The organism is Aeromicrobium sp. EU05-FHT14F07, from assembly GCF_058790455.1.
In genome coordinates this window covers 53,704-75,863 of sequence record NZ_JBYTCR010000007.1, presented here as the reverse complement: position 1 = coordinate 75,863, position 22,160 = coordinate 53,704, and the positions used below count along the sequence as shown (strand labels likewise).

23 protein-coding genes are annotated in these 22,160 nt (G+C 73.0%); 16 read left to right on the top strand and 7 right to left on the bottom strand.

Features of this window, described 5'->3' with window-relative positions; genetic code table 11:
* The first annotated feature begins 7 nt into the window (after positions 1-7).
* The 9 genes from AC3WRM_RS08500 (at position 8) to AC3WRM_RS08460 (ending at position 8,616) form a co-directional block, all read left to right on the top strand.
* Positions 8-2,197: a heavy metal translocating P-type ATPase gene (locus AC3WRM_RS08500; protein ID WP_492247923.1), complete on the top strand. Its 2,190-nt coding sequence runs from the start codon at positions 8-10 to the stop codon at positions 2,195-2,197.
* Between the two features lie 145 nt (positions 2,198-2,342).
* The gene (locus AC3WRM_RS08495; protein ID WP_492247993.1) at positions 2,343-3,026 is read left to right on the top strand and encodes a hypothetical protein; all 684 of its coding nucleotides are present in this window, start codon (positions 2,343-2,345) and stop codon (positions 3,024-3,026) included.
* Positions 3,027-3,126: 100 nt separating this feature from the next.
* Positions 3,127-3,645 (top strand): hypothetical protein, encoded by a 519-nt coding sequence (locus tag AC3WRM_RS08490; RefSeq protein WP_492247924.1) that lies wholly within the window; start codon positions 3,127-3,129, stop codon positions 3,643-3,645.
* Between the two features lie 34 nt (positions 3,646-3,679).
* Entirely contained in the window at positions 3,680-4,234 is a 555-nt protein-coding gene (locus AC3WRM_RS08485) for a copper resistance CopC family protein (protein WP_492247925.1), read from the top strand.
* Positions 4,231-4,773, top strand: coding sequence for a copper chaperone PCu(A)C (locus AC3WRM_RS08480; RefSeq protein ID WP_492247926.1), 543 nt, complete (start codon positions 4,231-4,233; stop codon positions 4,771-4,773). Before AC3WRM_RS08485 ends, AC3WRM_RS08480 begins: the two co-directional genes overlap by 4 nt.
* Positions 4,766-5,962: a Dyp-type peroxidase gene (locus AC3WRM_RS08475; protein ID WP_492247927.1), complete on the top strand. Its 1,197-nt coding sequence runs from the start codon at positions 4,766-4,768 to the stop codon at positions 5,960-5,962. Before AC3WRM_RS08480 ends, AC3WRM_RS08475 begins: the two co-directional genes overlap by 8 nt.
* A gap of 24 nt (positions 5,963-5,986) precedes the next feature.
* Positions 5,987-7,420 carry a PepSY-associated TM helix domain-containing protein gene (locus AC3WRM_RS08470; RefSeq protein WP_492247928.1) on the top strand — a complete coding sequence of 478 codons (1,434 nt, stop codon included), beginning with the start codon at positions 5,987-5,989 and terminating at the stop codon, positions 7,418-7,420.
* A 156-nt stretch (positions 7,421-7,576) separates the two neighbouring features.
* Positions 7,577-8,071: a Dps family protein gene (locus AC3WRM_RS08465; protein WP_492247929.1), complete on the top strand. Its 495-nt coding sequence runs from the start codon at positions 7,577-7,579 to the stop codon at positions 8,069-8,071.
* A gap of 197 nt (positions 8,072-8,268) precedes the next feature.
* Positions 8,269-8,616 (top strand): ferredoxin reductase domain-containing protein, encoded by a 348-nt coding sequence (locus AC3WRM_RS08460; protein ID WP_492247930.1) that lies wholly within the window; start codon positions 8,269-8,271, stop codon positions 8,614-8,616.
* 23 nt (positions 8,617-8,639) lie between these two features.
* On the opposite strand, the gene AC3WRM_RS08455 is transcribed toward AC3WRM_RS08460, so the two are convergent.
* Complete coding sequence (locus AC3WRM_RS08455) at positions 8,640-9,122, bottom strand: GNAT family N-acetyltransferase (protein ID WP_492247931.1); 483 nt, start codon at positions 9,120-9,122, stop codon at positions 8,640-8,642.
* Positions 9,123-9,199: 77 nt separating this feature from the next.
* Between AC3WRM_RS08455 and AC3WRM_RS08450 the strand changes: the two genes are divergently transcribed.
* Positions 9,200-9,886 (top strand): 4'-phosphopantetheinyl transferase family protein, encoded by a 687-nt coding sequence (locus AC3WRM_RS08450; protein WP_492247932.1) that lies wholly within the window; start codon positions 9,200-9,202, stop codon positions 9,884-9,886.
* A gap of 64 nt (positions 9,887-9,950) precedes the next feature.
* Complete coding sequence (locus AC3WRM_RS08445; RefSeq protein WP_492247933.1) at positions 9,951-10,787, top strand: SDR family oxidoreductase; 837 nt, start codon at positions 9,951-9,953, stop codon at positions 10,785-10,787.
* 4 nt (positions 10,788-10,791) lie between these two features.
* Here the strand turns inward: AC3WRM_RS08445 and AC3WRM_RS08440 are convergent, their stop codons facing one another.
* On the bottom strand, positions 10,792-11,769 hold the full coding sequence (locus tag AC3WRM_RS08440; protein ID WP_492247934.1) for an NAD-dependent epimerase/dehydratase family protein: 978 nt from the start codon (positions 11,767-11,769) through the stop codon (positions 10,792-10,794).
* 73 nt (positions 11,770-11,842) lie between these two features.
* On the opposite strand from AC3WRM_RS08440, the gene AC3WRM_RS08435 reads away from it, so the two are divergent.
* Both AC3WRM_RS08435 and AC3WRM_RS08430 read left to right on the top strand, forming a co-directional pair.
* The gene (locus tag AC3WRM_RS08435) at positions 11,843-12,145 is read left to right on the top strand and encodes a YbaY family lipoprotein (RefSeq protein WP_492247935.1); all 303 of its coding nucleotides are present in this window, start codon (positions 11,843-11,845) and stop codon (positions 12,143-12,145) included.
* Positions 12,145-14,106 carry an ABC transporter ATP-binding protein gene (locus AC3WRM_RS08430; RefSeq protein ID WP_492247936.1) on the top strand — a complete coding sequence of 654 codons (1,962 nt, stop codon included), beginning with the start codon at positions 12,145-12,147 and terminating at the stop codon, positions 14,104-14,106. Before AC3WRM_RS08435 ends, AC3WRM_RS08430 begins: the two co-directional genes overlap by 1 nt.
* On the opposite strand, the gene AC3WRM_RS08425 is transcribed toward AC3WRM_RS08430, so the two are convergent.
* Together AC3WRM_RS08425 and AC3WRM_RS08420 are read right to left on the bottom strand one after the other, a co-directional pair.
* Entirely contained in the window at positions 14,103-14,936 is an 834-nt protein-coding gene (locus AC3WRM_RS08425) for an RCC1 domain-containing protein (RefSeq protein WP_492247937.1), read from the bottom strand. The two genes, AC3WRM_RS08430 and AC3WRM_RS08425, sit on opposite strands and share 4 nt — an antisense overlap.
* Before the next feature lie 5 nt (positions 14,937-14,941).
* Positions 14,942-16,396 (bottom strand): NAD-dependent succinate-semialdehyde dehydrogenase, encoded by a 1,455-nt coding sequence (locus AC3WRM_RS08420; protein ID WP_492247938.1) that lies wholly within the window; start codon positions 16,394-16,396, stop codon positions 14,942-14,944.
* Between the two features lie 110 nt (positions 16,397-16,506).
* Between AC3WRM_RS08420 and AC3WRM_RS08415 the strand changes: the two genes are divergently transcribed.
* On the top strand, positions 16,507-17,601 hold the full coding sequence (locus AC3WRM_RS08415) for a DUF222 domain-containing protein (RefSeq protein ID WP_492247939.1): 1,095 nt from the start codon (positions 16,507-16,509) through the stop codon (positions 17,599-17,601).
* A gap of 126 nt (positions 17,602-17,727) precedes the next feature.
* Here AC3WRM_RS08415 and AC3WRM_RS08410 read toward each other — a convergent pair whose 3' ends face one another.
* Entirely contained in the window at positions 17,728-18,615 is an 888-nt protein-coding gene (locus AC3WRM_RS08410) for an ABC transporter substrate-binding protein (RefSeq protein ID WP_492247940.1), read from the bottom strand.
* Between the two features lie 41 nt (positions 18,616-18,656).
* A complete protein-coding gene (locus tag AC3WRM_RS08405) occupies positions 18,657-19,349 on the bottom strand; it encodes a DedA family protein (protein WP_492247941.1) in 693 nt (230 codons plus the stop codon).
* Positions 19,350-19,413: 64 nt separating this feature from the next.
* Here AC3WRM_RS08405 and AC3WRM_RS08400 point away from each other — a divergent pair, with 64 nt between their 5' ends.
* Positions 19,414-20,889 carry a hypothetical protein gene (locus AC3WRM_RS08400; RefSeq protein ID WP_492247942.1) on the top strand — a complete coding sequence of 492 codons (1,476 nt, stop codon included), beginning with the start codon at positions 19,414-19,416 and terminating at the stop codon, positions 20,887-20,889.
* Positions 20,890-20,904: 15 nt separating this feature from the next.
* Here the strand turns inward: AC3WRM_RS08400 and AC3WRM_RS08395 are convergent, their stop codons facing one another.
* The gene (locus tag AC3WRM_RS08395) at positions 20,905-21,378 is read right to left on the bottom strand and encodes a MarR family winged helix-turn-helix transcriptional regulator (RefSeq protein WP_492247943.1); all 474 of its coding nucleotides are present in this window, start codon (positions 21,376-21,378) and stop codon (positions 20,905-20,907) included.
* Positions 21,379-21,486: 108 nt separating this feature from the next.
* On the opposite strand from AC3WRM_RS08395, the gene AC3WRM_RS08390 reads away from it, so the two are divergent.
* Entirely contained in the window at positions 21,487-22,146 is a 660-nt protein-coding gene (locus tag AC3WRM_RS08390; RefSeq protein WP_492247944.1) for an FMN-dependent NADH-azoreductase, read from the top strand.
* Positions 22,147-22,160 lie beyond the last annotated feature (14 nt).

Sequence of the window (22,160 nt, the reverse complement as noted above, 5' to 3'; positions counted from 1 at the left end):
GCACACCATGACCCTCCAGAACCCCGGCCAGAACGCCGGGCAGGAGACCGTCAGGCTCGACGTGCACGGCATGAGCTGCACGGCCTGCGCGGCGCGCATCGAGAAGAAGCTGAACCGGCTCGACGGCGTCGAGGCGAGCGTCAACTACGCCACCGAGAAGGCGACCGTGCGCGTGCCCGAGGGCACCGACCACCAGCTGCTGCTCGACACCGTCGCCGCCACCGGCTACTCCGCGACGCTGCCGCAGGAGCACCACGGCGGGGCGCACGACCACACGGACGGTCTCCATGGGGCCGCCTCCATGCGGCGACGTGCGCTCGTCTCCGGCGTGCTCAGCCTCCCGGTCCTGGTCCTGTCGATGGTGCCGGCCACCCAGCTCCCCGGCTGGCAGTGGCTGGCCCTCGCCCTGGCCACCCCCGTCGTCACCTGGGGCGCCTGGCCGTTCCACCGAGCAGCGGCCACCAACCTGCGCCACGGCGCCGCCACGATGGACACCCTCGTGTCGGTCGGCGTCGGCGCGGCGTACCTGTGGTCGCTGTGGGCCCTCCTCCTCGGCGGGGCGGGTCACGTCGGGATGCGGATGGAGTGGTCGCTCACCGGCGGCGGCGCCCACGAGATCTACCTCGAGGTCGCGGCCGTCGTCACCACGTTCGTGCTCCTCGGCCACTACCTCGAGGCGAACGCGAAGCGTCAGTCGAGCGCCGCCCTCCGGGCGCTCCTCGACCTCGGCGCCAAGGACGTCGCCGTGCTGCGCGACGGCCTGGAGACGCGCGTCCCCGTCGACGACGTGCGCGTCGGCGACCTCTTCGTCGTCCGGCCGGGCGAGACGATCGCCACCGACGGCGAGGTCGTGGAGGGTGCGTCAGCCGTCGACGAGTCGATGCTGACGGGCGAGTCCGTGCCCGTGGAGGTCGACGAGGGTCGTGCGGTCACCGGGGCGACGGTCAACGTCGGCGGTCGGCTCGTGGTCCGCGCCACGGCCGTCGGCGCCGACACCCGGCTCGCGCAGATGGCGCGGCTGGTCGAGGAGGCCCAGGAGGGCAAGGCCGAGGTGCAACGTCTCGCCGACCGCGTCGCCGCCTGGTTCGTGCCCGCCGTGATCGCCCTGGCGGTGGCCACGTTCGCGGGATGGCTGCTGCTCGGCGGCACCCTGACCCAGGCGTTCGTCGCGTCCGTGGCGGTCCTGATCATCGCCTGCCCCTGCGCCCTCGGCCTCGCGACGCCGACCGCCCTCATGGTCGGCACCGGTCGCGGTGCGCAGCTCGGCGTCCTCATCAAGGGGCCGCAGGTGCTCGAGTCGACCCGCCGCATCGACACCGTCGTCCTCGACAAGACCGGCACGGTCACCACGGGCGAGATGCGCGTCGTCGACGTGCGGCCCGTCCCCGGTGTCGACGTCGGGCGGCTCCGCGCCCTCGCAGCCGGTGTCGAGCACGCGTCGGAGCACCCCGTCGCCCGCGCCGTCGCGGCCCTCGTCGACCAGCCCCTCCCCGTCCAGGACTTCGCCAACCACCCCGGCCAGGGCGTCAGCGGCGTGGTCGACGGCAGCAGCGTGCGGGCGGGACGGGCGTCGTGGCTCGGCCACGACGTCGAGCCGGTCGACGTCGTCGGCACGACCATCGCCGTCGAGGCCGACGGCCGCCTCGTCGGCACCGTGACGGTGGCCGACACGGTCAGGCCGACGTCGCGCCAGGCGGTCGCCGACCTGCGCGACCTGGGCCTGGAGCCGGTGCTGCTGACCGGCGACGCGCGCCGCGTCGCCGACGCCGTGGCCGCCGAGGTCGGGATCGAGCGGGTCGAGGCCGAGGTGACGCCCGACGACAAGCTGCGCGCGGTCCAGCGCCTGCAGGCCGAGGGTCGCGTGGTGGCCATGGTCGGCGACGGCGTGAACGACGCCGCAGCGCTCGCCGCCGCCGATCTGGGCATCGCGATGGGCACCGGCACCGACGTCGCGATCGCCGCGTCGGACCTGACGCTCGTCTCCGGCGACCTCTCCGCCGCCGTCGTCGCCGTGCGGCTGTCGCGGGCGACGCTGCGGACCATCCGGTCCAACCTGGTGTGGGCGTTCGGCTACAACGTCGCCGCCCTGCCCCTCGCCGTCGCCGGTCTGCTGAACCCGATGATCGCCGGCGTCGCGATGGCGGCCAGCAGCGTGCTGGTGGTGACCAACAGCCTGCGCCTGCGGCGCTTCGCCTGACCTCGGCCCGGTGCACCCGACCCGTCCAGCCGGTGTGACCTACGTCTCTCCTGGATGTTATCGGCGCTCCCGACCCATCGGCCGGTGCCGCCGCCGCGAACCAGAGGTACACCAACAGATCAAGGACGTGGCTCTCGTGAGCACCATGAACCCCACCAAGAAGTTCTTCGCCAGCCTGGCCGTCGTGGCCGTCGCCGCACTGCCCCTCGCTGCCTGCAGCTCCGGCTCGGACTCCAGCTCCTCCTCCAGCAGCTCGTCGAGCTCGACGCCGCCGAAGCCCGTCGCCTCCATCACCGCGCTGACCGGCGAGGACACCGCCGTCGCGCTCGACTCAGGCTTCACCGACGCCCTCACCTCGCTCGGCCTCACCCCCGGCACCGTCGGTGACGGCGCGCTGACCGACGGGTCGCTCGTCTTCCCGATCACCGGCGGCAACGTCGAGGTCTTCAAACCGGGGCAGGTCTCGCCCTATGTGATCGGCCAGATCCAGCACGAGGGCTCCGGCTTCTCGCTGTCCGCCGGCGGCACGACCGTCGAGATCACCAACCTGAACGTCGACCCCGGTGTCTCGCGCGTCTACGGCGACGTGTCGGTGAACGGCAAGTCCGTCGTGACCAGCGCCTACATCTTCACCCTGAACGGCAGCACGCTGAAGCCGTTGCAGACCGAGGGCGACACGGCGATCCTCGAGGGCACGAAGGTCTTCGTGAGCCCGGTCGCCGCCGATCTGCTGAACCAGACGTTCAAGACCGACGCCGTCACGTCGGACCTCCTGGTCGGCGTCGCCAAGATCACCGTGAACACCACCTCGGGTGACGACGGCAACTGACCTCCCGGTTGGGGAGAGACCACTGCGGGCAGGACCTCCGGGTCCTGCCCGCAGTGCATGTGTCTCATCGGTCTACGACGCCGCGTAGTACCGTGTGCCGGTGAGCGCTGACCGCCGCCTGACCTCGGGCCACGCCCGCACGGTCCGGGCTGCGTTCGTCGGCGCGCTCACCACGGGGCTCGGCGTCGGGGCGCACGAGGCCGCCGGAGGCGCGGCCCCCTCCCTCCCCGCGCTGGGCGCGATCACCGTGGGCGTCGGGGCGCTCGCCTGGCTGCTCAGCGGTCAGCGCTGGACCCCCCGCACCCTGCTCGCGGCGTTCCTGCTCACGCAGGGCGCCGTCCACGGCGTGTCGATGGTGCAGCACCCCGACCTGGGCGGCGACGGTGCGCTCATGCTGCTCACCCACGGCCTGGCCGCGGCGCTCCTCGTGGCCGTGGTCCCCCGTGCCGAGCACACGCTGCTGTCGATCCTCGACCACCTCGCCCTGCGGGCGCTGCGGATCCTGCGCGTCCTCGCGCCCGCGCCGCGCACCGCTCTCCTCGTCTCCACGACGTCGTCCCTGCACGGCGTCGCGCGCATCGCGCTGCCTCTCGGAAGGGCACCCCCGGCATCGGTCTGACCACCGATCCACCCCCTTCCCGGAAGAGACACCCATGCACCCGACCCTCCGGGGTCGGTCCGTGCTGCTGTGCCTGCTCACCGGCCTGCTCGTGCTGCTGCCCGGGCTCGCCGCGTCGGCGCACAGCGCACTGATCGGCTCCAACCCCCAGACCGGCTCGACCATCGCGACCCTGCCGGAACAGCTCGAGCTGCGCTTCAACGAGCCCGTCAGCGACATCGGCCCCGCCATGGTGCTGCGCCGCGACGGCGACACCGTGGCCACGCTCACGCCCCGCGCGGACGGCACCCGGCTCGTGGCCGACGCCCCCGACACCACGCTGCCCGACGGGCGCTACACGCTCGTCTGGCGCGTGGTCTCCGCGGACGGCCACCCGGTGGACGGCGTCGTCGCCTTCACCCTCGGCGACGGGCGAGCCCCGGCGACCGCCGCACCCACCCAGCGCACGGCGACCGACGTCTCCTCGACGTCCCGCTACGGCGCGTACGCGCTCGGAGGCCTCGCAGCCCTCGTGCTGCTCGCCGCCGTCGGCGTCCTCGTGCGCCGCTCCCGCACCACCCAGACCTCGGACAAGGACCACACCGCATGAAGCGACTCACCACCCTCCTGCTCCTCGCCGCCACGACCGTCGGCCTCACCGCCTGCGGCTCCTCGAGCGACGCCGACCCCGCCACCGAGGCGTCGACCGTGTCGGTCCAGGACCCCTGGGTCAAGGCCGCCGACTCCGGCATGACCGCCGCCTTCGGCACCTTCCGCAACGCCGCCGACCACGACGTCACCATCGTCTCCGCCACCACGGACGGCGTCGCGGGCCGCGTGGAGCTGCACGAGATGGCCACCGACGAGGACGGCCAGATGGTCATGCGCCAGAAGAAGGGCGGCATCGTCGTGCCGGCCGGGAAGACCCACACCCTCGAGCCCGGTGGCGACCACATCATGCTCATGGACCTCACCCGTCCGGTCGAGCCCGGGCAGGACGTGCGCGTGACCGTCCGGTTCTCCGACGACTCCACGATGTCGTTCACGGCTCCCGCGCGCTCCTTCGCCGGCGCCGAGGAGGACTACGAGGGCGGCACGGACCACGGGGACATGGAGCACGGGGACATGGACCACGGGGACCATGGGTGAGCCGCGCCGCGGACTGTCGCGGCGGGCGCTCCTGACGACCGGCTCGGTGGGTGCGGCGGGCGCCGTCGTGGGTGCGGCGGGCGCCTCCGCCGTCGCCCGCGAGGCACCTGCCGCCGACCCCGGGACGCGCACCGTCGCGTTCCGGGGGGCGCACCAGGCCGGGGTCGTCACGCCCCCGCAGGACCACGGCGTGCTGGTGGCCTACGACCTGGTCGAGGGAGCCGACGCCGACGCGCTCCGCCGGCTGTTCGCGATCTGGACCGACGACGTGGCGCGCCTGACGGCCGGCCGCGCGGGTCTCGCCGACACCGAGCCCGAGCTGGCGCTGCGGCCGAGCGGGCTCACCGTCACGCTCGCCGTGGGCCCGGGGGCGGTGGAGGCTGCTGGGGTCGACGTGCCGTCCTGGCTCGGACCCCTGCCGGCCTTCAGCGTCGACCGGCTCGAGGACCGCTGGAGCGGGGGCGACCTGCTGCTGCAGATCTGCTCCGACGACGAGCTCGTCGTGTCGCACGCCCTCCGTCTGCTCACGAAGGAGGCGCGGACGTTCGCCACCGTCCGGTGGGTGCAGCGCGGCTTCCGGGGCCCGCTGGGTCGCGACCGCACGCCCCGCAACCTCATGGGTCAGGTCGACGGCACGGCGAACCCCCGACCGGCCGACCACGACGCGCTCGTGTGGCGCAGCCCCACGACCACGCCCGACGGGCCCCGCTGGCTCGACGGCGGGACGACCATGGTCGTGCGCCGCATCCGCATGGAGCTCGACACGTGGGACGAGATCGACCGGACCGCGCGGGAGCGCACGATCGGCCGTCGGCTGGACGACGGCCGGCCGCTCACGGGCGGCCGTCTCGAGGACGACCCCGACCTCGACGCGGTCGACGCCAACGGGCTGGAGGTCATCGACCCGTTCGCCCACGTCCGGCGGGCCAGGACGGACGACCGGCGCCAGCGCATCCTGCGTCGCCCCTACAACTACGACGACCCGCCGCCACCCGGTGAGCTGACCGACGCCGGCCTCGTCTTCGTGTCCTTCCAGGCCGACCTGGAGCGGCAGTTCGTGCCCCTCCAGCGCCGGCTCGCCGAGCTCGACCTGCTCAACCAGTGGACCACCCCGATCGGCTCGGCCGTGTTCGCGGTGCTGCCCGGCGCGCGCCGCGGCGAGCAGCTCGGCCAGTCCCTCCTCACCTGACCTCCTGACCTGCGAAGGACCCCCATGACCTCCACCTCCGACGCCCGACCGGGCGTCTGGGCCCAGCTCAAGCCGCTCGTGCTGCGCCTGCACTTCTACGCCGGCGTCCTCGTGGCCCCGTTCATCCTCGTCGCCGCCGTGACCGGGCTGGTCTACACCGCGGCACCGCAGATCGAGCGCGCCGTCTACGCCCACGAGCTCACCGTCGAGCCCCGAGGCGCCCAGCTACCGCTCTCGGAGCAGTTCGCCGTCGCCCGCGAGGCGCACCCCGACGGCACGCTCGTCGAGATCCGACCGCCGGCCACCCCGGACAGCAGCACGCGGGTCGTGTTCACCGACGCCGACGTGCCCGAGAACTCCTACCGTGCCGTCATGGTCGACCCCTACACCGGCGAGGTGCTCGGGCAGGAGCGACAGTACGGTCAGTGGCTGGGCGTGCGCGCCTGGCTGAACGAGCTGCACAGCAGCCTGCACCTCGGCACGGTCGGGCGCTACTACAGCGAGCTCGCCGCCAGCTGGCTGTGGGTCGTCGTGCTGGGCGGTCTCGCGCTCTGGTTCACGAAGCGACGCACCGACCGTCGGGCACGCCGACTGCTGCTCCCCGACACGGCGGCGACCGGACGGCGGCGCACGCTGTCGTGGCACGCGACGCTCGGCGTCTGGCTCGCCGTCGGCGCGCTCTTCCTGTCCGCCACCGGCCTCACCTGGTCGCGCTACGCCGGCGAGCACGTGGCCGAGGTGCGCACGGCGCTGTCGTGGACCGGCACGACGCTGGCGACGTCGCTCGACGGCGACGCCGAGGCAGCGTCGGGACACGGGGGCCACGGCGGTCACGGCGGGTCCGGCGCGGGCGTCTCCGACGACGTCGTGACCGGTGGCGTCGGCGTCGACGGCGTGCTCGCGGCGGCGCGCGCGGCCGGCCTGCAGGACCCGCTCCTCCTCACCGCGCCGATCGACGACGCGTCGGCGTGGACCGTCGCCGAGAAGAAGCGCAGCGCGCCCACCCGGCTCGACTCGGTGGCCGTGGACCCCCGTGACGGGTCGGTCGTCGACGAGATCCGCTTCGCCGACGAGCCGCTCGCGGCGAAGCTCACCCGCTGGACGATCGACGCCCACGTCGGCGTCCTGTTCGGCCTGCTCAACCAGCTGGTGCTGGCGGCCGTCGCGCTCGGGCTCATCGCCGTGACGCTGCTCGGCTACCGGTCGTGGTGGCAGCGTCGCCCCACCCGGGGCACCGCCCGGGTCGGGCGTGCGCCAGGACGCGGCACGTGGCGACGCCTCTCGCCGGGCGTGCTGGTCAGCGTCGTCCTGGTGACGCTGGCGGTCGGGTGGTTCGTGCCGCTCCTCGGCGTCTCGCTGGCGCTGTTCCTCCTCCTCGACCTGGTCCTCGCGGCCCGGTCCCGTCGGCGTGAGGTCGACGAGGAGGAGCGTCCGCGCGAGGACCTGCCGGTCGGCTGACCAGCCCCGGAGGGGACGCCTCGCCCGTCGTTCCAGGCGGGCGAGGCAAGCCTGGGCTCCGTGAGGAGAGCCTGATCTACGTTGCACGCGATGGAATTCTTGGGAACGATGTGCGTTGTAGAGATCAGAGACCCTGACTGAGAAGGACGTGCACCCATGACCTCGACCACCCACACCGACACCCCCTCGGCCCTCGCGACCACGTCGGAGATCGCGGCCGGCGTCGCCCAGTTCCTCACCCCCGTCGTCCACGACCTCGAGGCCCTCGTCGTCGACGGCAAGCAGGCCCACTGGCACGTGCGCGGCAGCGCCTTCGCCGGCGTCCACGAGACCCTCGACCAGCTCGTCGCCCACGCGCAGGACTACGCCGACACCGCCGCCGAGCGCATCGTCGCCCTGGGCCTGCCGCTGGACTCGCGCCTGGCCACCGTCGCCGCGAAGTCGACGCTCCCCGCGCTGTCCGACGGCTTCCAGCCCTGGCAGACCACGGTCGCGCAGACCGTCGCGCAGATCGACGCCGCGCTGGTCACGATCCGCACCGCGATCACCGGCCTCGACGACATCGACCTGTCGAGCCAGGACGTCGCCATCGAGATCGAGCGCGGTCTGACGAAGGACCGCTGGCTGCTCCAGGCGCACGTCGCCGCCTGATCGCCCAGCCGACCCCACGGGTCGTCGAGCCCGGTCCGCCTCCGCGCGGGCCGGGCTCGACGCGTCTCGTGGACCTTGCGACGGTCTCTCGACCACGGACCGTCGTCACGTCCACGGAACGCGGGGTGGGAGACGGGATCCGCTGTGAGATAGGCAACCCTTGCCTCAGGTGGGCCAGGTAAGCCTATACTCAGTCCATGAGGTCCCACCGTCGCCGCGTCCCGCTGCAGCACGTGCTGCTCGCCGGCTGCGCCGACGACCTCGTGGTGCTGCAGTCGGCGCTCGCGCTGCTGCCGGCCGACGTGTACGGCCAGGTGGTCGTCGAGATCGATCCCGACGTCGAGCTGCCCGTGCTCGACACGCCGGCCCGCGTCACCGTGCACCGCGTCTGGCCCGGCACCGCCGACCGCGCCGTGGCCGCGTGGATCGCGGAGTGGATCCCCGGCGAGCCCGACGCCGCCCGCACCGTGGGCCTGTGGATCAGCGCCGGGTCGAGCGCCCGCAGCGTGCCCGTCGAGCTCGACGTCGTCGCCCAGACCATCTGAGCGGCCCATCCGAGCCTCCCACCTCAGCGCAGGTGCAGTGCCATCCACGTGTCGTCGACGGGTGAGCCGTCGATGAGGAACTCCCCGACGAGGACGCCCTCGACGACGAAGCCGCAGCGCTCGTAGAGCCGCTGGGCGCCCGGGTTCGTGGCGAGCACGCGCAGCGTCACCTTCGCGGCGCCCTCGGCGCGCGCCCGCTCGACGGCGGCCCGCACGAGCGTCTCGCCGATCCCCCGACCCTGCGCCGACGGGTCGACGGCCAGGCCGTCGATGATCCGCACGTGCGCGTGCGTGGCCAGACCGCCCGCCCGGTGGAGCGCCACGTAGCCGACCACCGCGCCGTCCCGCTCCGCCACCAGGAAGCCTCCGGGCCCGCCGTTGCGCTCCCCGAAGAACGCGTCGCGTGCGGGCGGGGGCCCCGGCGACCACCGCGGGCTCCAGGTCGCGAGGTCGAGACCGAGCAGGACGGCGTCGTCGGCGAGCACCGCGGGACGGACGTGGGTCATGCCCCTGATCCTCGCACCGACGACCACTAGCCTGGCGTGGACCGTCCCTGCCGGCCTGCCGCCCCCGCGGTCGACCCGTGACCTCGCTCGTCGCGTCGTTGCTGCCGCCCGAGGTCGTGGTCCACGAGACCCGACGGACCGGTGCGGTCGGTCGCGCGTGGCGGCTCCTCGCCGAGGAGGAACGCCGTGAGGTGCCTGGTGCAGGTGAGCGTCGCCGGGACGACTGGGCCACCGGTCGGCTCCTCGCGCACGCTGCCCTGGCCGAGCTCGGCGAGGACGTGCCGGTCCTGCGGCGCGGGGAGCGGGGCGAGCCGCTGTGGCCGGACGGCGTGGTCGGCAGCATCACGCACTGCGACGACTACGCGGCGTGCGCCGCGGCGCACGCTGCGGACGTCAGCGCGCTCGGGATCGACGTCGAGCCCAGCCTGCCGCTGCCGCCGGGAGTGCTCCAGGTGGTCGCGACGCCGGAGGAGCGTCGTCACCTCGCCGACCTCGCCGACCAGGACGGCTCCGTGCCGTGGGACCGGCTGCTGTTCTGCGGCAAGGAGGCCTGCTACAAGGTCTGGTTCCCCGTGGAACGACGCTGGTTGGGCTTCGAGGACGCCGACGTGCGCCTCGACCCCGACGGGAGCGTCGAGGTCACCCTCGGACCCGTCCACCGAGCCTCCCTCCCTGCCCGTCTGCGGGGACGGTGGGGTGCACGCGACGGTGTCGTGGCGGCGGCGATGCACTGGGGTCCTGCCGCCGACGGGACGAGACCGTGACCCGCCGACGGCCCGCACACCCCGTCGCGGAACATCCGGCCCGCCCTCCGTCGTTGCACCCGGCATGACCACCATCGCCGTGACCGGCGCCACCGGGACCGTCGGCGGGCTCGTCGCCCGCCACCTCGCCGAGGCCGGCGCCGAGGCCCGCCTGCTCGTCCGCGACCCGAGTCGCGCACCCGACCTCGGGCTGCCGGTGTGGCAGTGCGCGTACGACGAGCGGCCCGCGCTCGGGGAGGCGCTGGCCGGCGTCGACGCGCTCTTCTTCGTCTCCGGGCACGAGAGCGCCGACCGGATGGCCGACCACCGCTCCGTCGTCGAGGCCGCCGTCGACGCAGGAGTCGGGCACGTCGTCTACACGTCGTTCGTGGGCGCGTCGGCCGACAGCACGTTCACGCTCGGCCGGGACCACGGCGCCACCGAGGACCTCATCCGCGACGCGGGGCTCGCCTGGACGTTCCTGCGCGACAGCTTCTACGCCGAGGTGTTCCCGCACTTCGCTGACGAGCAGGGCGTGATCCGGGGACCCGCCGGCGAGGGGCGCGTGGCGGCTGTCTCGCAGCGCGACGTCGCCGCCGTGGCCGCCGAGGTGCTGCTCCACCCCGGCGACCACGCGGAGCGGGCCTACGACCTCACCGGTCCCGAGGCGCTGACGCTCGCGGAAATCGCCACGATCCTGACGGAGGTCACCGGCCGCCCGCACCGCTTCCACGACGAGACGCTCGAGGAAGCCCGCGCCAGCCGCGCCCACTACGGCGCGCCCGACTGGCAGGTCGACGCCTGGGTCAGCACCTACACGGCGATCCGCGACGGCGAGCTCGCCACCGTGAGCGACGACGTCCCGCGCCTGCTCGGGCGTCCTGCGCTCTCGCTCGCCGAGGCGCTCTCCGCGGCTCGCTGACGCCTCACGCCGTCGCGTCGGCCAGGACCGCCCGCTCCTCCTCGCGCGTCAGCCTCGCGGCGCGTGGCCGGTCCAGACCCCGCGCACGCTCGTCGGCGAGGACGTCGGCGACCGTCTCCTCGAGCGGGCGGCGGACGAGGCCGGCGGCCTCGGCCCGGTCGGTGTCCATGCGCATCATGCCGCCGTACCCCTCGGGGAGCCAGAGCGGCAGCGAGCGCTCGCCCGACCACGGCCGCACGTCCAGCGCCTCGAGGCGCTCGGGGCCGAGAGGCACCAGGCGTCCAGCGAACCCGACCGTGTCCGCGACCCGGAGCAGCACCTCGCCGAGCGGGAACCCCTCGCCGGCGACGTTCAGGACGCCGGTGACGCCACGCTCGGTGGCGTCCACCACGAACATTGCGACGTCGCGGACGTCGACCACCTGGCACCACGCGGCCGGCGGGTCGGGCACGAGGACGTCGTCCGTGCCGGCGTGGGAGAACCGGGCGGGCCAGTACCCGAACCGGTCCGACGGGTCACCCGGGCCGGCCAGCAGACCGGACCGCAGCACGAGCGGGGCGGGGTGCGCGAGCACGGCCCGCTCGCACGCGACCTTGCCCTCCCCGTACAGCTCGGCGTCCACGACGTCGGTCGTCGCCGGCTCACGGAGCGCGTCGTCCTCGTGCAGCGGTCCCGACAGGTCCGCGTAGACGTTGCCGGTGGACACGAACGTCCAGCGACCCGTCGTCTCCCCGAGCGCGGCCAGGGCCGACCGCACGTGGCCGGGCTGGCGTGCGACGTCGACGACGGCGTCCCACGGCCCCACCACCTCGTCGTACGCGCCAGGACCGTCGCGGTCGGCCCGCACCCAGCGCACGCCGTCGACGACCCCACCGCTCTCGCCACGAGCCAGGCAGGTGACGTCGTGCCCCCGCTCCACCGCGGTCCGCGCGACCTCGCGGCCGAGCCATGCCGTCCCACCGAGCACCAGCCACCGTCCCATGCCCCCACCTGACCAGGCCGTGCGCCGACTCGCCAGAGATGTTCGCCGAGGGCTGACGGCCTAGGCTCAGGACATGGCCTCCATCAGCACCCTCACCGTCACCGGGACCGCCACGACCCGCGAGAAGATCGCGCTGCCCGGCGGCGGCGTGCTCACGGTCAAGCTCGTCTCGCCCGACGGCGAGGTCCTGGCCGCCGCCGCCAGCGTCGCCGGCGACGGGCCCACGCCGTTCGAGCTGTCCGTCGACACCGCCCTCGTCCCCGACGCCGACACCCTGCGTCTCTGGGCGATGCTGCGCACCGACGTCGGCGTGTGGGGCACCCCCGAGCTGGTCACCGTGCGCGAGGAGCTGCAGCTGTCGCGAGTCGACGCCTGATGCCACGGGGTGCCCAGGTCACGCACCTGTCGCGGGAGGAGGTGGCCGCCGCGGACAGTCCCGTGCTCGGACGCATCGCCTCCCTGCTGCGGCCGTACCGCAGGCAGCTGGTGCTCGTCTGCGCCGCCGTCGTGGCGGGCGCCGCGCTGACGTCGGTCATCCCGTTCCTCACCCGCGCCGTCTTCGACCACGCGCTCTTCCCCACCGACGGCGGTCCCGCCGACCTCGGCCTGCTCGGGCGCCTCGTCGGCCTCATGTGCCTCATTCCGCTCGTCACCGCGCTGATCTCCGTCGGGCAGAACTGGCTGACGGCCACGATCGGCAACTCCGCGATGGCCGACCTGCGCAGCCAGCTGTTCGCGCACCTGCAGACGATGGAGCTGGCCTTCTTCACGGCCACGAAGACCGGTGCCATCCAGTCGCGGCTCGCGAACGACGTGGCCGGTGTGCGGACCGTCCTCACCGACACCGCGACGACCATCCTGCAGAACACGGTGACGGTCGTCGCCGCGGTCATCTCGATGGTGCTGCTGTCGTGGCAGCTGACGGTCCTGACCCTGGTGCTCATGCCGGCGTTCATCGCCATCCAGCTGCGGGTCGGTCGACGACGCCAGAAGCTGGCCCGCCGCACGCAGGAGTCGCTGTCGGAGATGACGGCCATCACCGAGGAGTCGCTGAGCGTCTCCGGCATCCTGCTCTCGAAGGTGTTCGGCCGCGCGGAGTCCGAGACCGAGCGCTACCGCGAGGCCAACCGGGAGCAGGCGCGGCTGCAGGTCGCGCAGGCGATGACCGGGCGCACGTTCTTCGCGACGGTCCAGACGTTCTTCGCGATCACGCCCGCGCTCATCTACCTGCTGGCAGGACTGATGATCACGGGCAGCCTGCCCGGCGGGGCCGACACGCTCACCGCCGGGACGCTCGTCGCCTTCACGACCCTGCAGGCCCGGCTCCAGATGCCGCTGCTGCAGCTCATGCGCGTCACCCTCGACGTGCAGACGTCGCTCGCCCTGTTCCGCCGCATCTTCGAGTACCTCGACCTCCGGCCCGCCGTCGTCGAGAAGCCTGGCGCGGTCACCCTGCCCACCGTGCGGGGCGAGGTGGAGATGCGCGGCGTCTGGTTCCGCTACCCCGAGCCGCGCTCGCTCAGCGGTGGCCGCACCGGCGACCGCTTCGGCGACTCGACCGTGCGCATCGACCGGCCGGACGGCGTCGCCGCACCGGTGCCGACCGACGCGTGGGCGCTGCGCGACGTGTCGCTGCGCGTCGAGCCGGGTCAGCTGGCCGCCATCGTCGGGCCGTCGGGGTCGGGCAAGACGACCGCCACCTACCTGGTCCCGCGCTTCTACGACGTCACGCGCGGCGCCGTGCTGATCGACGGGCACGACGTGCGCGACCTGACCCTCGACACGGTCACCGGCGCGGTCGGCATGGTCACCCAGGAGCCGTACCTGTTCCACGGGACGATCCGCGACAACCTCGCCTACGCCCGACCCGACGCGAGCGCCGAGGAGATCGAGCAGGCTGCCCGCGACGCCAACATCCACGACCGGATCCTCAGCTTCGCCGACGGGTACGAGACCGTGACGGGCGAGCGCGGCTACCGGCTGTCGGGCGGTGAGAAGCAGCGTCTCGCGATCGCCCGCGTGCTGCTCGCCGACCCCCGCATCCTCATCCTCGACGAGGCCACGTCGGCCCTCGACACCGAGACCGAGCGGCTCGTCCAGCAGGCGCTGGAACGCGCCCGCGCGAACCGCACGACCATCGCCATCGCCCACCGCCTGTCGACCATCCACGATGCCGACGTGATCTTCGGCGTCGAGGACGGCCGTGTCGTCGAGCAGGGCACCCACGACGAGCTGCTCGCCGCCGGTGGCCTCTACGCCCGTCTGTACGTCGAGCAGTTCCAGTCCGGCCGGGGCCCGCGGCGAGCCGACGAGCGGCGGGCGGACGTCAGCGTCTAGAGCGTCCACGCGGTCGTCGCCCGCCGACCATCCGCCGCCGAGCCGGTCGACACGACGCGTCCGTCCTCGAGTAGACCGAGACTGTGCTCGGCGCCGGCGGCCACAGCGACGACATCACGCCATCGTTCGACGTCGGCATGGTCTGACCTCGCTGCGCCCGCGACGTGCACCCGGCCCCCGGCGTCGAGGCCGAGGACGTGCAGGCTTCCGGCGCTCACCTCGACGATGTCACGCCACGTGGCAACTTCGGTGACACCGCAGCGAACGTCGCCCGTGGCCAGCACTCGTCCCTGGTGGTCCACCGCCACCGTGTGCAGGTAGCCCGCTGACACCGAGCGGACGCCACGCCAGCCGGAGACGTCGCACTGGCCCCGTGTGTCGTTGCCGACCGCGACCACCGTCCCGTCGTACCGCAGCCCGACGGAGTGCCAGTCACCGGCCGCGACGGCGATGACGTCGCGCCACGCGTCGACCTCGCACGCCCTGTCCTCCCACCGACCGGCAGCGAGGACCCGACCGTCGGACGTGACACCGAGAGTGCGTCGCCACCCGGCCGCGACGCCGACCACGTCCTCCCATCCCGCGACGTCGCACTGGCCGTCGCCGTTCCAGCCGGTCGCCACGACCGTGCCGTCGGCGCACAGGCCCACCGTGTGCGACCGGCCCGTGTTGCGGGCTGCGTGGACGTTCCCAGCCGCGACGGCCACGATGCCGCTCCATCCCTCGACGGAGCATTCCTGCGACCCGGGGCGACCTGCGGCCACGACGGTGCCACCTCGTCGCAGACCCACCGAGTGACGACGACCGGCCGCCACCGCAGCGCCGTCCATCCGCGTCAGAGTCCGCCGAGGCCGACGTACTTCGTCTCCAGGTACTCCTCGATGCCCTCGGCGCCGCCCTCGCGGCCGAAGCCGGAGGCCTTGACGCCGCCGAACGGGGCGGCCGGGTTCGAGACGATGCCCTGGTTCAGGCCGACCATGCCGGTCTCGAGGCCCTCGTAGACCTTCACGGCGCGGGCGTAGTCGGTGGTGAAGGCGTAGGCGACGAGACCGTACTCGGTGTCGTTGGCCATGCGGATCGCGTCGTCGTCGTCGGTGAAGGTGAAGACGGGGGCGACCGGGCCGAAGATCTCCTCCGTGGCCACCTTCGCCGACAGCGGCACGTCGGTGAGGACGGTCGGCGGGTAGAACCAGCCGGGACCGTCGGGCACCTGGCCCCCGGTGACGACGGTGGCGCCCTGGTCGACGGCGTCGTCGACGAGCTCGGCGACCTTGTCGCGCTGCTTCTCCTCCACGAGCGGGCCGACCTTGACGTCGTCCTCGAGGCCGGGGCCGATCTTCAGGGCCCCCATCTTCTCGGCGAGCTTCGTCGAGAACTCCTCGGCGACGTCGGCGTGGACGATGAACCGGTTGGCCGCCGTGCACGCCTCGCCGATGTTGCGCATCTTCGCGAGCATCGCGCCCTCGACCGCCGCATCGACGTCGGCGTCGGCGAAGACGAGGAACGGGGCGTTGCCGCCGAGCTCCATCGACACCCGCAGCAGCCCCTCCGCGCTCTGCTCGACGAGGCTGCGGCCGACCTCCGTGGAGCCGGTGAACGTCAGCTTGCGCAGACGGGGGTCCCGGATGATCGGCTCCATCACCTCGCCGGTGCTCTTCGTCGTCACCACGTTGAGGACGCCCTCGGGGACGCCCGACTCCTCCAGCACCTTCGCCAGCCACAGCATGGTGAGCGGAGTGAGGCCGGCGGGCTTCACCACCATCGTGCAGCCGGCGGCGATCGCGGGCGCGATCTTGCGGGTGCCCATGGCGAGCGGGAAGTTCCAGGGGGTGATCATCAGGCACGGACCGACGGGCTGCTTGAGGGTGAGCAGACGGGTCGCGCCGTTCGGGGCCACCGAGTAGCGGCCCGAGACGCGCACGGCCTCCTCGGAGAACCAGCGCAGGAACTCCGCGCCGTAGGTGATCTCGGCCTGGCTCTCGCTGAGCGGCTTGCCCATCTCGAGCGTCATGATCGTGGCGAGCTCGTCGGCACGGTCGACGACGGTCTCGAAGGCGGAGCGCAGGATCTCGCCCCGGTCGCGAGGCGGGACCTTCGCCCAGTCGGGCTGCGCGGCGACGGCGGCGTCGATGGCGGCCTTGCCGTCGTCGACGGTGCCGTTCGCGACCTCCACGAGCGTCGAGCCGTCGGCAGGGTTCTCGACGGCGAAGGTCGCACCGCCGCTCGCGTCCCGCCAGGAGCCGCCGATGAAGAGCTGCGTGGGGACGTCGGGCAGTGCGGAGGAGGTCATGTCCCGAGGCTACGACGGTCGCGGTCGGTCGGCACCCGGTGACCTTGGCCTCGCTGAAAGCAGGGCCTTGGTCCGTGTTCTTTCGTATGTGTGTTCGGTATCATGGGGGCATGTCCAGCACCGCACTCGTCGACCGGCTCGAGGCCGTCGCTGCCGAGCTGCGCACCTACCCGACGACCACCGACGCGTTGCGGCTGCTGCAGGGACTCTCGAACGCGATCGACGCGGAGAAGGTCGCCCTGGTCGCGGAGATGGACGAGCACCGGGACTTCGAGGCCGAGGGCTGCTCGAGCCTGAAGAACTGGCTGCGCGACCAGCTGCACCTCGACGGCAAGCAGGCTTCTCAGCTGGTCCGCTCCGGTCGGACCCTGCGGGACATGCCCGACCTGGCTGACCTCGCTACCGCCGGTGCCGTCTCGCTCGACCATGTCGACGCGTTCGGCTACGCCGCGAAGCACATCGACCCGATGGTCGTGGAACGCTCGATGGACTGGATGCTGCGCCTTGCAGCAGACGCCGAGCCGGTCCAGGTCCGCAAGGCCGTCAAGAAGCTCCGCGAGGTCGCCCACCCCGACGACCTCGACGAGGCCTGGATCAAGGGCATGGACCGCCACGACATCACCCTCACCCCCGTCGGCGACGGCGTCCACCTCACCGGGTTCCTGCCCGCCGACACCGGCGCCAAGTTCCACACCGTCCTGCAGTCACTGTCCGCACCCACATGCGCCGAGGACGAGCGCCCCGTCAGCGTCCGCCGCGTGACAGCGCTGGACACCCTGCTGTCCTCCGTGCTGGCCTCGGGCCTGCCCCAGGACAAGGGCGTGCGCCCACACGTCACGCTCACCGCCGACCTCACCGACCTCGCCGACGACGCGAGCACCGCGACCGCCGAGCTCGCCGGGTTCGGGACCATCGGCCCCGCCCAGCTCCAGCAGATGCTCTGCGATGCCGACCTCACCCCCATCCTCACCGCCGGCAGACACGCCACCCTCGACGTCGGCCGCACCCACCGCACAGTGAGCCAACCGGGCGAAGCCCGGCAGCCGGTCCTCAGCGAGCGCCAGCGAGCTGTGCGCCGAGCGCGAGGAACGAGCGCGAGCCGGCTACCACCACATCGCCTACTGGTCCGAGGGCGCCGCCACCGACCTCGCCAACCTGATCGGTTTGTGTCCCAGACTGGGGGTCCCCCCACACAAGGCGCGTAGCGGTGGGGGAGCACGCGGCAGTCCATCAGGGGTTCTTCACCATCGACCCCCACACCCACCAGACCCACCGCACCCTGCGCACCCGCACCAAGTCCCACCCCCGGCACACCCGCGCCGGCTGACGCCCTACCGCACTCGACGGACCAGTGCGGACTGGTCGAAGACCTCCGGGTGCAGGACCGACGCGAACGCCTCGACACCGTCCACGAGTCGCGGACCGGGTCGCACGACGACCGCGTTGCCGTCGACCGCCCACACCTGGGGGTCCGGGAGCTCCCGCACGACGACCTCGGCCTGCTCGGCGGCGCCGTCGAGGCCGAAGCCGCACGGTGCCACCAGCACCACCTCGGGACGCTCCGCCCGCAGCGCGTCCCAGCCCGACGGACCCGACGGCGTCCCGGCGTGCATACCGACCGGATCGCCGCCGGCCGCCGCCACCTGGTCGGGGATCCAGTGACCTCCGGTGAACAACGGGTCCACCCACTCCACCACCGCCACGCGCGGGCGACGTCGGTCGGCCACCCGGGCCTCGACCTCCGCCAGACGCCCGCGCAGGCCCGCCACCACCGCACGGCCGCAGTCGACGACACCAGCCGCAGCCGCCACCCGCTCCACCGACACGAACACGTCATCCAGCGTGTGGGGATCGAGCGTCACCACGTCGGCACGGCAGCCGAGGTGCGCCAACGCCTCGTCGACCCGGTCGGTCGGCAGCGCGCACACCCGGCACAGGTCCTGGGTCAGCACCAGGTCGGGGTCGACGTCGGCGAGAGCACCCTCGTCGAGCGTGTACAGGTCGACACCGTCGGCCCGACGCGCGCGGACGTAGGAGTCGATCTCCGCCGGCGTCCACCCGCTGGTGTCCGCGCCCGTCACCACCACCCGGTGCTCCGACCGCGCCGCCACCGGCTCGTCGCACTCGAAGGTCACGGCCACCAGTCGGTCCTGCAGGCCCAGGGCGTAGACGATCTCCGTCGCCGACGGCAGCAGCGACGCGATCCGTCGCGCCGTCACGGGGCCGTCGCTCGCGGGCACGTCAGTCGCTGGACCGTCGTTCACTGGGGGCGACGCGGACGACGACGCGGGTACCGCGGCAGCTGGCGCACCCGCACCACCACGAACACGGCGATGACGAGCAGCACCGCCAGGATCACCAGCTTCTGGAACGTGTCGGCGTAGGGCTCGACCTGCTCCCAGTTCTCGCCCAGCCGGTAGCCGGCGACCACGAAGATGCTGTTCCAGATCAGGCTGCCCGCCGTGGTCAGGGTCAGGAACAGGCCGAACGACATCCGCTCCACGCCGGCGGGCAGGGAGATCAGGCTGCGGAAGATCGGCACCATCCGACCGAAGAAGATCGCCTTCGTGCCGTGCTTCGCGAACCACGCCTCCGTCCGCTCGAGGTCGCTGACCTTCAGCAGCGGCACCTTCTCGAACACCCACACCGTCCGCTCACGGCCGTACGCGCGGCCCAGCCAGTACAGGATCGCCGCGCCGATGACCGAGCCCGCCGTGGTCGCGAACAGGGCGCCCGCGAGGCTGAACGTGCCCTGCGCGGCAGCGAAGCCCGCCAGCGGCAGGATGATCTCGCTCGGGATCGGGGGAAAGATGTTGTCGGCGCCGACCGCGAGGGCGACACCGAACAGGCCCAGCTTCTCCATCAGGTCGACCGTCAGACCAGCCAGACCGCTGTCCGGACCCGTCGAGCTGGCGGACTGCACGAGAGCGGACGTCACGGCTGCGCTGATCACCAGGCGAGGGTACCTGCGCGCACCCGAGCCGGGGCCGACGTGGCGCCGGGGCTACCGTCGCAGTATGCGATCTCGGGTCACACGCAGCGCCACCGTGCTCGCCGCGTCGCTCCTCCTGCTCACCGCCTGCACCGGCGGTCACGACGGGGACGGCGACGCGACGGCGACGTTCCGCACGCCGTCGCGCGCGATCGACGTCGTGGCCGGCCACACGCCCGCGCAGAACGCCGTGGGCACCTCGCGGCGGTTGTTCGAGCGGTCGGCGGTGGCGGTCGTGTCGGCCCGCAGCGCCCGGTCGCAGCAACGGTCCGTGAAGGTCGCCGAACGACTCGGCGTCCCGATGCTGCTGGTCGGACCCACCACGCGCGGTGAGCTCGACCGTCTCGGCGTGCGTACGACGCTCGCCGTCGGGCCGAAGGACGCCGACTGGCCCGACCTGCCCGGACGTCGTCTCGTCGGCGACGACCAGGCCGACGTCGACCGCGCCGTGGCCCGCGTGCCCCGCACCTCGTCTGACGGGCGAGACGTGGTCGTGCTCGTCCACGCCCCGCGCACCGACCTCGCCTCCGTCGGCACCGCCCGGGCTGCGGGCGCGACCGTCGTCGGCGTGAAGGGCGGCGACCCGCGCGCGGACCGTCGGGCGATCCGTGCCCTGCGTGAGCAGCCCGAGGCACCCGTGGTCGGCGTCGGGAGGATGTTCCGGCGCGGGCTGGGCTACGAGGTCACCGCGGTGCGCCGCGACCTGACCCAGCCCGGGGGCGGTCTGCTGGTGTTCCCCGGGCGCCACGTGGTCGCCCTGTACGGCCACCCCGGAACCCCCTCGCTCGGGCTGCTCGGCGAGCAGGACACCACGGCCACGGTGCGCCGCGCCGCCCGACTGGCGCAGCAGTACCAGAAGCTGTCGGACCAGCCCGTGGTGCCGGCGCTGGAGATCATCGCGACCGTCGCCTCCTCCTCGGCGGGCGACGACGGCGACTACTCGGCAGAGAGCAGCGTCGCCGACCTGGAGCCGCTCGTGGAGGCCGCCGAGAAGGCCGGCCAGTACGTGGTCATCGACCTGCAACCGGGTCGGACCGACTTCCTCACGCAGGCCAAGCGCTACCGCTCGCTGCTGGAGCACCCGCACGTCGGGCTCGCGCTCGACCCCGAGTGGCGACTTGCGCGTGACCAGAAGCACCTCGCACAGATCGGGTCGGTCCGGGCCTCCGAGGTCAACGCCGTCGCCGACTGGCTGGCCGAGCTGACCCGCGAGCGTCGGCTGCCCCAGAAGCTGTTCGTGCTCCACCAGTTCTCGACGTCGATGATCCGCGACCGCAGCACGCTCGACGTCGGCCACCCGGAGCTCTCGACAGTGGTCCACGTCGACGGCCAGGGCACGCCGGGGGCGAAGACCGGCACCTGGAACACGATCCGTCAGGGCTCCCCGCAGGGCGTCCACTGGGGCTGGAAGAACTTTCTCGACGAGGACGAGCCCATGCTCACCGTGCCGCAGACCTGGCGCGACGTGCATCCACGGCCGGACCTCGTGACGTACCAGTGACGGCGAGGCCGCCGTTCAGCACTCCGGGACGCCGCCCGAACAGATCGACGGGTCGGCACCGCCCCCGGCCACCCGGGTCAGCAGCGCCCTGAAGGTCTCGGCCTCGGCGTCGGACAGACCGCCCAGGACGGTCCGCTCGACCTCCTCGATCCGTCGGGAGGTCTCCCGCAGGACCTGCTCGCCCTCGGGCAGGAGCACCACGCGGCGCGCGCGCCGGTCAGCGGGATCGGGTCGGCGCTCCACGAGGGCAGCACGTTCGAGGTCGTCGACGAGGTAGGTCATGACCGTGCGGTCGATGCCGAGGTCGGAGGCGATCATCGCCTGGTTGCTGCACACCTCGGACCCCGCCACTGACAGCACCTGGAACCCGCGGGCGCCGCCCGGGAGGTCGGCGACCACGTCGTGCGCCGCCTCGAGGTAGCGCCGCAGGACCGCCGCGAGCGCCTGGCCGAGGTCGGCACGGCTCGGGGCGGGGCGGGTCGGGCTCACGAGGCCAGGGTACCGGGCGTCGGGTGGTCGTGACGACGATCACCCGTCACGATCATCTTTTATGTATATGATCTGTGTGGCAGACTATCACTTGACCCAGGAGTACCCATGAGCACGATCTTCCGGCTGGACTCCAGCATCCGCACCGACGGCTCGACCAGCCGCGCCGTGGCCGACACGCTCGAGAAGGCGATCGTCGAGTCCGAGGGCGACGACACGACGGTCGTGCGCCGCGACGTCGGCACCCGTCCCCTCCCCGGCGACGCATGGGCCGCGTCGGCCTTCGCCGGCTTCGTGCCCGAGGAGACGTGGACGGAGGAGCAGCGTGCCGCGCGCGCCCTGGCCGCGGAGCTCGCCGACGAGGTGGCCGCCGCCGACGCCCTGATCATCTCCGCGCCGCTGTACAACTTCGGCGTCGCCGCCCACCTCAAGCTGTGGATCGACACGGTCATCACGGACCCGCGCTTCGCGCCCGGCACGGAGACCGTGAAGGGACGTCCGGCCTTCCTGGTGGTGGCGAAGGGCGGCGGGTACGGCCCCGGCACGCCGCGCGAGGGCTGGGACCACGCGACCGCCTACCTGCGTCGCATCCTGGAGGACGTGTGGGGCTTGGACCTCGACGTGATCGAGACCGAGCTGACCCTGGCGGACGTCACGCCGCAGATGGCAGAGCTGCGCGACCTCGCCCGCGCGCAGCTGGCAGAGTCCCACGAGGCCGCGCGGTCGGCCGGGCGGTCGGTGACCCTCAAGCTGCGTCCCGTGGCCTGAGCTCGGAGGCGACG